Below are 12,857 nucleotides of genomic sequence, written 5' to 3' on the forward strand. Positions count from 1 at the left end.
CATGCTCGAGGATGGCCTGCGGAACCCCGGGTGCTCGCGAACCGGTCGGGGTGATACCCGACGTTATCGTGGACGGGATAGCAGCAGGGTTTATTATGGAGAACAACTTCTTGGAGTGCATTGTGGCATATGCCCGGGTGAGTACATTGAAGATAAAGTATTTCATCTCCGGTTATAACTCCGATAGTGGCGTAAATAAGAAGTCATTCAGCCAGGTATCGGAATTGAGCCGGTTAGGGCTGGACATCGAACTGATACTCGTCAGTGTTGAAGATGCTCATTACCCCTCCTACGACTTTTTAACAACCTACAGGGTAGATAATGTTCCAAAGGGTGATTTTTTTGGATGGCTCAAGTGTTCCCGCAAGATCAGCAAGGTATTCGGTGAAACAATAGAATCCCTGGGCCCTGATGATATATTATATACTAGATATTCGATTCCTTTTCCTCTATATTACCCGAGTAAATACCTCAAACGGTTTAGAACCTGTAAGATTGTGATAGAGCATCAGGCAAAAGAGATAGATGAATTTAAATTAAACGGTAAAAATCTCCCTTATTGGTCTGAATATATCTTTGGAAAGTTTTTCAGAGAACAATCTGACGCCATTGTCGGTGTCACCAACGAGATCACCCAGTATGAGATTGCCCGCGCCGGAGATCCTGAAAAGCCCCATCTTACAATAGGAAATGGCTTTGCGGTCCAATCAGTCCCCGTGAGGGAGGCCCCGCACTACACCGACAATGATCTCCATCTCCTCTGCGTCGCCAGTGTCAGCCGCTGGCACGGGCTCGATCGGCTGCTCCAGGGCCTCGCCACCTATAATGGAACACCAAAAGTCACACTCCACATTGCCGGAGATGGAGCAGAGTTACCCCATCTCCAGAAACTGGCTGGCGACCTCGGTATCAGCGATCGTGTGGTCTTTCGCGGCTTCACCACCGGTAAGGTTCTCGACGCCCTCTTTGACCAGTGCCATATTGCGGTGGGGAGCCTTGGGATCCACAGGATCGGTCTGAAGGAGGCATCGGTTCTCAAAGCCCGTGACTACTGTGCCAGGGGAATACCCTTCATCTACGGAATACCTGATCCAGACTTCCCCGCTGACTTCCCGTATATCTTCCACCTCCCCGCCGACGAGAGTCCCATCGACATCGAACAGATCCGGGCATTCGCGAAGATGGTCTGCGCCGATCCCGACCACCCACAGAAGATACGCCGCTACGCTGAGGAGCACCTTGACTGGTCGGTGAAGATGAAGAAACTCAAGGATTTCCTGGAGACGCTGGTCGGGGAGGGTGAAGATAACAACCCTCCGGAACCCGGCATGTCTCCTCTTGCCGGAAAAGGACTGAAGGTCCCCGTTGGCACTGCGCTGTCCGGTGCAGGCCAAGGTGTATCAGTGCATCACCTTCAAGGATGTCAAGAGAATGGGGACGCTGGACCCGGCGAAAAGATGCCTGAATGATTGTCGCCAGCAGGCTCCTTCTCGTTCATGGCAATCTCCCGGAGATCTAGTTCCTGAGATCTATAAAAACTGTGTAACTGTTCAGCCCTAACTACTGTGTTGAATAAGTCCGGTCACCCGACCACAAACGTGAAGATGACGGGTGCCCCTGCCGGTCTTCCATGCCACAGAAAGAACGCTGGGGACGCCCGTACCTTGACACTCGCGACTGGAGTCTATAGAATGAACGCCTGGTGCGGCGTGGAGAATTCTCTCTCGCTTGACTTCATCGAGCAGTGGGCTTCATCGAGCAGTGGGATGATCTCCTTGGCCAGATGAACGCCGGCAAGCGCGGTCGGCCATTCCGCTGTCCCGAACCGTTCATTGCGTGGATGGCTTGCATTCATGTCTTCCTCCAGATGCCCTACCGCCAGATGGAGGGGTTTGTCTGGACGCTCGCGACATTCATTCCCTCTCTCCGGGCAGCCAACTATACCACCCTCTTCCGCCGGATCCAACGCCGGGATCTCTCGCTCACTGTAACACCCGAGCTCCTCGCCGAGGATATCATCATCGCCGTCGACAGTACCGGGATCAAGGTCACCAACCGGGGCGAATGGCTGCGGGAGAGGTGGCAAGTCCAGCGCGGCTGGAACAAAGTCCATGCGATGATCGACGTCGAGACCAACCAGATCCTCGGCCTGGAGGTCACCGATGAATCGGTCCAAGTCGACTGGATGCTCGTCCCCCTGCTCGACCAGGTCCAGCAGCACTGCGGCGAGGAGCGCCCGGTACACAGGGTGCTTGGCGATGGAACCTATGACCGAAACGAGATCTTTGCGACGCTCGAACACCGGAATATCCTCTCAGGGATCAAGACGCGGGCGAATGCAGCAACCCACTCGACTGGAGCACCCTATCGTGCCGAGTGTGTCAGAGACGGGATCCGAGTGGGAGGATATCAGCTGTGGTCGTGGCTAACCACCTGTGGGATGCGATGGAAAATCGAAGGGACTTTCTCCAGCCTCAAACGGATCTTCGGCGAAGGAGTGCGAGCGACGTCCCGGGAAGGGATGTTTCGCGAGATCCGGATGAAAGTAAACGCCTACAATATGCTGATAGCGATGGTGGCCTGAGCGAGGGCGCAGCAGATACCGGCAGGGGAACCACGTCGGATATTATGCAACACAGCACCCTAACCCAAATATTTTCTTATAATTGCGGCGAAATAGAATTCAGTGGCTGCTGATATCCTCAATCCTTTAAAGAGTGTCGAGAATCGTTCATTCAGCTACACCGTTGCGGATATCCCTGTTCTTCTCGCAACCATCGACGGCCTCAAACGCATCATCACGGAGCAACAGCGTACCATCACTGAACTCCGTGACGACTGAACTCCGCGACGAGAATGCTCGCCTGAAGGCTTGGATTGCCGATCTCGAAACCCGGTTGAACCAGAGCAGCTGGAATAGCAGCTGTTCTCCATCGCTGGAAGGATGCGATCTCCGGGTGGACAGAAAGGGTATGCAGGGCCACCCTTCAGCCTACCGCTATCCCGGATGCGATCCTCTCATTCTGTCTCTGTCTATCTCACGTATGGTACATCCCTGGAAGACGCTGACCCGATTGCTGTGGAACAGCGTCAAATTTATGATAACCCTCCCATACGGGTTATCGTGACCGAGCATCGTGCAGAATACAAATGGTGTCCTCACTGCAGGTGTTCCCATCAGGTTGCATTTCCCGCCGAGGCGGCTCATTCCGTGCAGTATGGCACCCGCCTGAAGGCGTTCCGGGTCTACTCCGGCACCTACCAACTGCGTTCATGTGATCAGGTCTGTGGAATGGTTTCTGGGCTGTTCGGAGTTCTTTGAGCGGGCAACCGTGGCCGCGGCCGTGGGGGAGTGCTCCCGGAACCTGACGGGAGTGGACGAGCGCATCCGGGAACTCCTGCACGGAGCACGAACCCTCCATGTCGATGAAACCGGCATGCGGGTGAACGGCAACCAGCACTGGTTTTATCTCTGCGGGGTTGAAGGGGCAGAGCGGGAAGACCCCCTGCGCAAGCTGGGGGATGGGAGCGGAGCCCCTTCGCCCTGCGATCCTCGTGTCCTCTGATCCCATATCTCTATGACAAATGACAGCGCATACTCATGCGAGAGTCCGCAGGAGAGTATTCAGATGCACCTTGCCACCAAGATCAAGATTCAGGTGACACCCGATCAGGCCGACGTGCTCTGGCATCTCTCCGAGAAGTGCCGGTTACTCTACAACTTCGCTCTTGCCGAACGAAACCAGAACTATCAGGAGAACAAGGATCGGGCCGACAAGCAGTACATCGGGTATGTGCAGCAGGCGAACGCTCTTCCGGAACTGAAGAAGAAGTACCCCGAGTACCAGTGGGTCTACTCCAAAGTTCTGCAGACCACCCTCAAATCGCTGGACGACAACTTCAAGTCGTTCTTCGCGCTCCGACAGAACGGCGACGAAGACGCCAACCCCCCGGGGTTCAAGGGGAGAGATCATTTCTGCACGCTCCGCTACAACCAGAGCGGGTTCAAGATCCACGATGGCCGGATCCGGTTCTCGCACTTTTACAACGACATTCCGCTGGCGTTCGATCTGCCCGAAGATCGGACGTTCGTCAACGTCAAGCAGGTGGATCTCTTCTACGACGACCTGAAGGAAGCGTACTACGTCTCCATCGTCCACGAGGTTCAGCCGGACCAGAAGTACGTTGACAACGGGATCTACCAGGCCTGGGACCTCGGGGTCACGAAGCATGTCGCGGTCAACAGCCACGGGAAGTTCCTTGAAGTCACCAACGCCCGACCGGATAAGTACTGGAACCCGAAGATCGATGCCGTGCAGTCCCGACGAGACCACTGCAAGAAGAAGAGCCGGCAGTGGCAGAGACTCAACCGTGCCAAGCGGACGATGGAGCGGAAGCGGAGCAACCAGCTCAGAGACTTCCAGCATAAGGTGAGCAGGAAACTCGTGGAAAACACCCGGGCCGCCACAATCCTGGTCGGTGACCTCTCCGTCAAGCAGATGCCGAAGTCAAAGCAGGCCACGCCCGGGCTCAACCGCGCCACCCAGAACGCGGGACACCTCTCACGGTTCATCGGATTGTTGACCTACAAGGCAGCCCTTGCAGGTAAGAGAGTAATAACAATCGATGAACAGTACACGACGAAGACCTGCTGTGTCTGCGGAGCGGTTCACGAGATGCCGCTCGGGAAACGCGTTATGGACTGTGCCTGCGGGAACTGCATCGATCGCGACCACAACAGTGCGGTCAACATCATGGTACGGTTCCTATCACAGAATGCCCTGTGGACGGGCTACCGACAGTTCGCCGGTAATCTGCGACAAACAGGTCCGAGGATCCCTGTGATCCCCGGACACTCGCAGGAAGCCCCCTGCGCAAGCGGGGGGTAGTTCACGTCGCCGGTACCGAACTTCTCACCTGCTATGGGCACCGTCGAATACGAGGATAGCAGGCAATCGATGCATGCGGATTCTGCCCGCGTTTCGGGGGACGATGATCCATGGCTGCTGGGTGCTGTATTTCGGGTATTCCAGTGACCATCCTCTCTGTCACGCTCATCTTCTGCGCGAACTGCAGGGGGTCTCGGAGAACTCCGGGCATCGGTGGAGCGAAACTCTTCGTGCTCTCCTCATCAAGATGAATACAGCTGTGGATGCCGCCAAGCAGAGCATCGCTGCTCTGCTGCCGGGCATCCGTGCTGCCTTTGGAGAACGGCATCACACGATTCTCGAAGCAGGGAGGAAGGCAACGGAAACCACCGGAGTTCCCGAGGATCAGGGGGAAGCGCGGCAGAAAGAAGCAGTCCAAGGCGAGGAATCTCCTGGACGACTGTCACAAATATCATCGAGAAATCTTGGCATTCCTGAGGGATTTCACCATGCCCTTCACCAATAATCAGGCCGAACGGGATCTCCGGATGATGGGACTGTAGCAGGAGATCTCCGGAACATTCAGGAGCGACGAAGGGGCTCGGAACTTCCCCATGTGGAGTACTCGATTGGACCCGATTTGTAGTATGCCCTATCTTCTCCAATGAGATTATCTGTCACGTAGACGTTTCCTACTTCATAAATCTGCCAGACGGGCGGCGATTGGGTGTAATAGAACCAGTTGTGGTCGATGTACGCCCCGACACGGGGCTTGCCCCGGATAGCTATTGGATACGCTGTATAAGGCTCTGTGGCAAGGAATGTGTTGTGGTGAATCTTAATGAGGTCACCTGCAATCAGTTTTCCTGGGTTTTCCGGGTCGGGTTTCTCGTGCATGTCAACGCTATGGAACCCATTGGAATTTGGACCAAATACATTGTATCTCGCCTCGTACCCATCTCCGGCGTTTCCACCTCCACAAATCTCATGTGCGCAATTGTCAAGATAGTTTGCCTCAATTAACGCCGTCGTACCTCCGCCCCCTACAAGAATGCCGTATCCGTAATTTGCGCCTCCACCCGAAATATATCCTTTACACTCATGAATATAGTTGTGATGGATGTATCCGCCATCTTCTAATTCAGGTCCACTACTTGTGACTTGGAAGGAAATTCCGGCTCCGCTCCAGCCCCATATCTCGCAGTTGTCTACTTCCATCGGATACCGGGTATAAATACTAGTTCTCATTTCAGTGTTTTTATCACCTTTGTCCGGTCCCTCGATACGTAGACCCGTAAACCTCACCCAATCCCCGGAGGGGAGAAATATACCTTCCCCTGGCCAGGGGGCATCACCGGGAAGTCTTTTTTGATAAATTCGTCCCCCAGCAGATCCGTTCTCGCCCCGGTTGCTCGCGATGGTGACTCCGGCCGGCACCCGAATGTTGAAGTAGCCGCTCATGTCGATGTTTGCGGTGCCTTCGATATAGATGACATCCCCGGACCGTGTGCTCTGCAGGGCGAAGAGGAGTTCATCCCGTGTGTCGACGATGTACTTGACGCGGGGGTCGTTCCGGCTGATGATGTCGGTATACCCGTCACCTCCACCGATGGGGTTTCCGGTCGGGTTGGCAGCCGCCCCGCATTCACCGCTGGGCGTTGGTATCGGTATCGGGGTCGGTGCTGCAGACGCAAACTCGACATACGCCAGGTCTGCCAGTCCGGTGTCCGTGGCAATCTGCATCGTGTGCTCACCGGCGGCGAGGGGTATCTGCACCGTGGTGGGAGCAAACGTGAACCAGCTGCTGGTATTGGGCGCGTAGACCGTAGCGACCTTCTCCCCGTCCACCAGCACTGAGAAGGACTTGCTGTTCTCAGTGGTGCTGGTGTAGAACGTGGCAGCATAGGTACCGGATTCGGCTACCTGCACCTGAGAGTACTGAAGCCACTCGCCTGGGTAGGTGTGGGCGATGACCGGCACATCTACAGCATCCCGCAAGCCGGTATCCACAGCGGCGTCGTCGGTGCGGTACGCATAGCCGCCCTGATTGCCAGCCACAGTATCATGGTAGGCAACGCCCTCTCCTCCGTAGTCGAAATCAACGAAGTTGATCCGGCCGGGCACCGTGTGTGCCTTGTAGGGTTTCTGCACATCGGAAGGGTTTTCCGTAGGCGTTGGTGTCCTTCCCCCATTCAGTGTCAATGGCATGGGGTGGTCGGTGATCGCAACCGAGATCGCCAGCGCTGCACAGAGCAGGATAAGAACGATGGGGGTCATTTCACTTGGACGCATTCAGTCCCAGTTTCTGACCCCTCTGATCTCTGATAAATCTTTTCGTTGGACGTGATCTGCTGATCCTTGGCACGATTCAGTGCGTCAAGAGAGGTTATCGTGCGGGGCCCCGGGTGGAGCGGGAAGCACCCCTGCGTACGCTGGGGGATGAATGCAGCGCCCCTTCGTCGCGATCACGCATCCCCCTGCGTGGCAAATCTCCATGCCGGAGGCAATCGAACGCGATATTTGCAGGAACGGATTCGTGCTGCTCGAGCCGGTGGACTCACTCCAGATGGGGGAAGGGATGATAACTGAAATATCTCAGCCGTAAGGGTAGGGTAAGTTACCGGTCCGAGGGCGCCGATGTAAATACGGTGTTAGGGTTGTCATTGGTGGTACTCGCGTCACCATGAGATGACATAGTGATAGTACCCCACAGGCCTGGGGACTGTTCCACCATCGCGCCTCGCAAGTTAAATTTGGATAGGAAGGAGTTTTCTGTGGGCCTTTAAAAAAGGCGAGTTTTGGAGAGCTAGGCAGGATTTCTCTTGCCTGTCCTCTCAGTTCAGTCATCAATTCCAATTCGAGTACTCGATCGGACCTGACTCGTGGTATACCCTATCTTCTCCAATAAGATTGTCTGTCACGTAGACATTTCCTTTCTCATAAATCTGCCAAACAGGCCCCAGATACGTGTAATAGAACCAATTGTGATCGATGTATGCTCCAATACGGGGCTTGCCCCGGATGGCTATTGGATACCCGAAGTCGTGCGCTGTGGAAAAGAACGTGTTGTGGTGAATCTTAATGAGGTCACCTGCAATCAACCTTCCCGGGTTTGCCGGGTCGGGTTTCTCGTGCATGTCGATGTTATGGAATGCATTGGTATTTGGACCGAAGATGTTGTATCTCGCCTCGTACCCATCCCCGGCGTTTCCGCCTCCACAGATCTCGTGCGCGCAATCGTCAAGATAGTTTGCCTCAATTAACGCCGTCGTACCTCCGCCTCCTACAAGAATGCCGTATCCGTAAAGAGCGGCTCCATTCGAAATATATCCTTTACACTCATGGATATAGTTGTGATGGACATACCCGCCGTCTTTTAATTCAGGCCCACCGCTTGTGGCCTGGAAGGTGATTCCGGCTCCACTCCAGCCCCATATCTCGCAGTTGTCTACTTCCATCGGGTACCGGGTATAAATACTGCTTCTCATTTCAGTGTTTTTATCACCTTTGTCCGGTCCCTCGATACGTAGACCCGTAAACCTCACCCAATCCCCGGAGGGGAGGAATATACCTTCCGTTGACCAGGGGGCATCACCGGGAAGTCTTTCTTGATAAATTCGTCCTCCAGCAGATCCGTTCTCGCCCCGGTTGCTCGCGATGGTGACTCCGGCCGGCACCCGGACACTGAAGTAGCCGCTCATGTCGATGTTTGCGGTGCCTTCGATATAGATGACATCCCCGGACCGTGCGCTCTGCAGGGCTGAGAGGAGCTCATCCCGTGTGTCGACGATGTACTTGACGCGGGGGTCGTTCCGGCTGATGATGTCGGTATACCCGTCACCTCCACCGATGGGGTTTCCGGTCGGGTTGGCAGCCGCCCCGTATTCACCGCTGGGCGTTGGTATCGGTGTCGGTGTCGGTGTTGGTGTTGGTGTCGGTGTTGGTGTGACCTTCGCAACCGTGATCTGCTCGGTGCGGACGTTGTTTGTCTCGTCACTCTCAGCGATCCGGTTGACGTAGTCCACGTGGGCCGTCACGGTGTGAGTCCCCTCCACGGCCTTCCAGGTTGCGCCGGCCGAACCACCATTGGCGGTCACCGTAGCCCAGGCCCCGGGGGCGATAGACGCGGTGTGAGTGTCGGACCAGACTGCTGGACCTGCCGCACCGTCATCAAACGTGAAGTGGACGCGGTGCTTCACGCGCGCAGGCGTGGGGGCATCGCCCTGGTTCTTGATCGTCGCCTTGAGCGTCACCGCACTCCCTGAGACCGGGCTTGCCGGGTCCCAGGAGATATCGGTCACCACAAGGTCCGGCTTCCCAGGCGAGGCCGGTGTCGGTGTCGGGGTCGGAGCCGGTGCTACAGGCGCAAACTCGACATACGCCAGGTCTGCCAGTCCGGTGTCCGTGGCAATCTGCATCGTGCGCTCACCGGCGGCGAGGGGTATCTGCACCGTGGTGGGAGCAAACGTGAACCAGCTGCCGGTATTGGGCGCGTTGACCGTAGCGACCTTCTCCCCGTCCACCAGCACTGAGAAGGACTTGCCGCCCTCTGTGGTGCTGGTATAGAACGTGGCAGCATAGGTACCGGATTCGGCTACCTGCACCTGAGAGTACTGAAGCCACTCGCCTGCGTAGGTGTGACCGATGACCGGCATATCTACTGAGTCGCGCCATCCGGTATCCACATCGGCGTCGTCGGTGCGGTACGCATAGCCGCCCTGATTGCCAGCCACAGTATCATGGTAGGCAACACCCTCTCCTCCGTAGTCGAAATCAACGAAGTTGATCCGGCCGGGCACCGTGTGTGCCTTGTAGGGTTTCTGCACGTTGGAAGGTTCTTCTGCCTCAAGTATGAGATCGGCACTAACTTTCCCTCCGGCGGTTACCGTTACCGTCTGTGGTTTCGGTGTGGTGTAGCCCGAGAGTTCGACACTCACGTTATGGACGCCAGGTGAGATTCCGGTGAACGTGTAGGGTGTTGCCTTCCCTGTGTCGGTCCCGTCCAGGTAGATCCTGGCTCCGGATGGCGTTGAGGTTACGGCGAGGCTGCCCATCTCGGGGTTGGATACCCTGATTTCGGTAGAATCACTCAGGGTGTAGGTTCCAGCCTGAAGGAGTATGATGCCCTCGCTGATAGCCTTCACCGCGGTCTGGATGACCTTGATGTCATCTCTTCCCGCTGTTCCGCTACTAATCACCTGGCCATTGCGGTCTTCTGCAATGATCTTCGTACCGTCGGTGTGTACAACGACATCGTAGGTACCTGGTGATACCTCCTGACTTTGCATGGTCTGTGTCGGTGCAGCCGTTGTGGCCGTTGCAAGCACCATACATAGCACCAGTGCAAGAAATATGGGTTTTTTCATGTCGATTCTCCTTGATGCGCCCAGGGAGGGCCCCCTTTGCCCTCTCGACGGGCAGATGAGGGTAGATCCCTCAAAACTATTCTGTCGTCTTGATATATAAAAATATAAGATTCTATACTTTTTTTAAATCAATCAGAATCTATTATTATCAATTAATCGGTATTTTTAAATAAATATCTGCGAATTAATGGATTTTTAGTTTTAGATACGTTTTTATATATGAATGAGTTTTTGATTGGCCGACGGGTCGTTCGCCCCAGATTCCCGCAAGAGCAACGATTATGACTCAGCCTGGTGCGGGCGGCCCCCAAGTCTTCTCCTGTATCGGGGCACAATGAAACAGAACCGGGAGCCCGTAATCGCTTCGAAACAGGGAGTTTATAGAAGCTCGCAGATTCCACCTCCAGTAGAGGTTTGAAATTCACTGCATCGCGAGAAGGAGCCTGCCAATCGGAGCGCCGCCACCTCTCTGTACAGGGAGCCAGAATGTCCTGGCACAGTGGAAACGGGGGAAAAACTGCTTTCGCTTCTTCAAAATTGTCGAAGGTCGTCCCGAAAGCATTCGGTGACCGGGGATCTGGATTCTTCAGAGCACCCTCACGCAGATGTTCGGAGAATCGAGCAACATCTAGCGTTAGATCGCTGACACGGCTTCCCGCTCGGTTCGCGCCCTATGGTGCTCGAGCTCCGTTCCTGCCGGAAAGTCGCAAGTCTCACCTTACGGTGCTCCTGCTATCTTCCTCGAAACCCTGCGGGTTTCGCAGGGGGCTGGGAGGAGCGACTGGAAGGAGTCTGAGAAGCCCAAAGGTCTTCGAGGGTGCCGACCCGGCCGGAGGATGGGAGCTCGAGCACCTCCAGGTGCGAAGGGTGCCCCTCCTCCAGGTTGAGGTGTCTTGGGAAGACATCCCGGATTCGACTCCGGGTTCAACGCATCCTTCCGGGGGTGAAGGGCTGGGAAGGCCCTGGATACCCCAATTGAAATGGGGACGTTCGCCTCACTTGCTAAAATATCCCGAAGCGGGGGTATATCCTCTCACCCCGCCCGCACGCTCGCCCCGCAGTTCCTCGCTCGCGTCAGAAGCACCGACCCCCCGCAGTCGCCGAGCACCTCCGTCGCCGCCCGGGCCACACTCTGCATATCCGTATCGCCGACGGCATACACGGTTGGCCCGAAGGAGCTCAGGCCCGCACCGGCGGCGCCGGCCTGGACCAGCGCCTCGAGGAGCGCCAAAACGACTGGGTGTTGCATCGCAACCTCGACCTTCTTGAACCCGAGGGCTTGTATCCTGTTGATCGCCGAGCCAAAGAGGTCGAGGTCGTGCTCGACCAGCCCCGGGATCATCCGCATGAGCACTTCGTGGCAGAGTTCCCGCACCTCCTCTAAGGGCACCGGGCAGTGCGTGCGGAAGATATCGACTTCCTGTCTCCCGTGCGCCCCCGCGCTGGTATCGGGCGTAACGAGCAGGATGCGCCAGTCCTCCGGGAACCGGTGCCGGGCGAGGACCGGCGGCGGCGCGACGCCCCGCGATGCTGCCGAGGGGCGGAAGTCCTGTTTACCTCCCGGAGAGCCGAACCGGTGCCCGCCGTCCAGGATGAACCCGCCCTGCTCGAACGCCGCCGTGCCGATGCCGGAGGTCCCGCCGCGGCCGACGATCCGCGCGAGCTTTCGCACCGGGACATCCCGGTCGTAGAGCCTGCAGAGGGCGGCGGCCGTCGCGAGCGCAATCTGCGTCCCGCTCCCGAGCCCGGCATGCTGCCGGGCCACGGCATGCACCGTGATCTCCGCGCCGCCGGGGAGCCCGAGCCCCTCCGTCACCGCACGCGCTGCCTCGATGACCCGGCGGCGGGCAGCCTCGTCGCCGCCGTGCACGTTGATGCCCGGTCCTTTGCGTGCATCGATGACACACCCGGGCTCGTCGAGGGCGACCCCGACCCCGCCGTCCACCCTGCCCGAGGCGCCGTTCATATCGAGCAGCGTGATGTGGATCCGGGACGGAGCGTCGACCAGCACCCTGATATCGTCTGCAAACGCCGTGCAGGGGAAGACCTCCTCGATCGCGATCAACGGCTCGTCGCGGTGGATGATCCGGTACTCCCGGGAGAGCATCGATTCGCACCGGTGGACGTTGAACGTCCGGGCAAGGTCCGTCCCGGCCTGGATGACACGCGCGTCTGTGATCTCCCGGCGCGACTCTATCCGGTGGCGGCAGAGGATCCTCCCTATGGGGATATCCGCCCTCATGAGGTCCTGCCTGAACTCCGGAGCAAGCCGGCGCAACGGTGTGCGGGAGACCGCGTAGATGAGGACTTCGCCCGTAACACTGTCTTTTAACTCCACGATGCGGTGGTTGACCTCGTCGCCTGGCTCGATATCGAGTGCGGCCGCGGCCTCCGGGTCGGCGGCGACAATGTCCTGCACCCGGGTGGTGATGGTGACGGGGTGACCGGTCGCCATCTCAAGGAGGTTCGTCACCGACCCGTCGGTCCCGATGAGGACCTTCTGCATCGGGGAGAGCCTTCCTATGCGTTGCTCGATCTCGTGGATCTTCTCGCTGATCTTGTCTGCTGTCAGGGGTTGCATACCAGAATACGTGTACTGGTCGCACAGACTACAAAAAGGTGG

Annotated in this window: 10 protein-coding genes and 2 pseudogenes; 9 read left to right on the forward strand and 3 right to left on the reverse strand. The window is 57.0% G+C overall.

Annotated elements, in window-relative coordinates; genetic code table 11:
* Window positions 1-95 precede the first annotated feature (95 nt).
* The 9 genes and pseudogenes from QZ408_RS09840 (at window position 96) to QZ408_RS09865 (ending at window position 5,431) form a co-directional block, all read left to right on the forward strand.
* Window positions 96-1,469, forward strand: a complete 1,374-nt coding sequence (locus QZ408_RS09840; RefSeq protein ID WP_292491235.1) for a glycosyltransferase family 4 protein — start codon at window positions 96-98, stop codon at window positions 1,467-1,469.
* Between the two features lie 222 nt (window positions 1,470-1,691).
* A pseudogene (locus tag QZ408_RS09845) lies at window positions 1,692-2,584 on the forward strand (IS5 family transposase).
* Window positions 2,585-2,686: 102 nt separating this feature from the next.
* Window positions 2,687-2,842 (forward strand): hypothetical protein, encoded by a 156-nt coding sequence (locus QZ408_RS09850; RefSeq protein WP_292491236.1) that lies wholly within the window; start codon window positions 2,687-2,689, stop codon window positions 2,840-2,842.
* On the forward strand, window positions 2,832-3,128 hold the full coding sequence (locus QZ408_RS14910; protein WP_365995936.1) for a DUF6444 domain-containing protein: 297 nt from the start codon (window positions 2,832-2,834) through the stop codon (window positions 3,126-3,128). Before QZ408_RS09850 ends, QZ408_RS14910 begins: the two co-directional genes overlap by 11 nt.
* Window positions 3,080-3,322: an IS66 family transposase zinc-finger binding domain-containing protein gene (locus QZ408_RS14915; protein ID WP_365995938.1), complete on the forward strand. Its 243-nt coding sequence runs from the start codon at window positions 3,080-3,082 to the stop codon at window positions 3,320-3,322. Before QZ408_RS14910 ends, QZ408_RS14915 begins: the two co-directional genes overlap by 49 nt.
* Entirely contained in the window at window positions 3,288-3,566 is a 279-nt protein-coding gene (locus tag QZ408_RS09855) for a transposase (RefSeq protein WP_292491237.1), read from the forward strand. The genes QZ408_RS14915 and QZ408_RS09855 overlap by 35 nt, the downstream gene beginning before the upstream one ends.
* Window positions 3,567-3,629: 63 nt before the next feature.
* Window positions 3,630-4,889, forward strand: a complete 1,260-nt coding sequence (locus QZ408_RS09860) for a transposase (protein ID WP_292491238.1) — start codon at window positions 3,630-3,632, stop codon at window positions 4,887-4,889.
* Between the two features lie 28 nt (window positions 4,890-4,917).
* A pseudogene (locus tag QZ408_RS14920) lies at window positions 4,918-5,157 on the forward strand (transposase); the annotation flags it as partial.
* Window positions 5,158-5,203: 46 nt separating this feature from the next.
* On the forward strand, window positions 5,204-5,431 hold the full coding sequence (locus QZ408_RS09865; RefSeq protein ID WP_292491239.1) for a transposase: 228 nt from the start codon (window positions 5,204-5,206) through the stop codon (window positions 5,429-5,431).
* Between the two features lie 19 nt (window positions 5,432-5,450).
* On the opposite strand, the gene QZ408_RS09870 is transcribed toward QZ408_RS09865, so the two are convergent.
* The 3 genes from QZ408_RS09870 to QZ408_RS09880 all read right to left on the reverse strand — a co-directional run bounded on the left by QZ408_RS09870 (window position 5,451) and on the right by QZ408_RS09880 (window position 12,815).
* A complete protein-coding gene (locus tag QZ408_RS09870; protein WP_292491240.1) occupies window positions 5,451-7,145 on the reverse strand; it encodes a carbohydrate-binding protein in 1,695 nt (564 codons plus the stop codon).
* A gap of 569 nt (window positions 7,146-7,714) precedes the next feature.
* Window positions 7,715-10,198: a carbohydrate-binding protein gene (locus QZ408_RS09875; protein ID WP_292491241.1), complete on the reverse strand. Its 2,484-nt coding sequence runs from the start codon at window positions 10,196-10,198 to the stop codon at window positions 7,715-7,717.
* 1,069 nt (window positions 10,199-11,267) lie between these two features.
* A complete protein-coding gene (locus QZ408_RS09880) occupies window positions 11,268-12,815 on the reverse strand; it encodes a beta-ribofuranosylaminobenzene 5'-phosphate synthase (protein WP_292491242.1) in 1,548 nt (515 codons plus the stop codon).
* Window positions 12,816-12,857: the final 42 nt, after the last annotated feature.

It is taken from the genome of Methanoculleus sp. 10 (assembly GCF_913757945.1).
Taxonomy (GTDB): Archaea; Halobacteriota; Methanomicrobia; order Methanomicrobiales; family Methanoculleaceae; genus Methanoculleus.

What these genes read in the sequence shown, in the direction of transcription:
- QZ408_RS09860 (WP_292491238.1), top strand. Translation starts at nt 3,630, where the DNA reads ATGCACCTTGCCACCAAGATCAAGATTCAGGTGACACCCGATCAGGCC.
- QZ408_RS09875 (WP_292491241.1), bottom strand. Translation starts at nt 10,198, where the DNA reads ATGGTGCTTGCAACGGCCACAACGGCTGCACCGACACAGACCATGCAA.
- QZ408_RS09880 (WP_292491242.1), bottom strand. Translation starts at nt 12,815, where the DNA reads ATGCAACCCCTGACAGCAGACAAGATCAGCGAGAAGATCCACGAGATC.
- QZ408_RS09840 (WP_292491235.1), top strand. Translation starts at nt 96, where the DNA reads ATGGAGAACAACTTCTTGGAGTGCATTGTGGCATATGCCCGGGTGAGT.
- QZ408_RS09870 (WP_292491240.1), bottom strand. Translation starts at nt 7,145, where the DNA reads ATGACCCCCATCGTTCTTATCCTGCTCTGTGCAGCGCTGGCGATCTCG.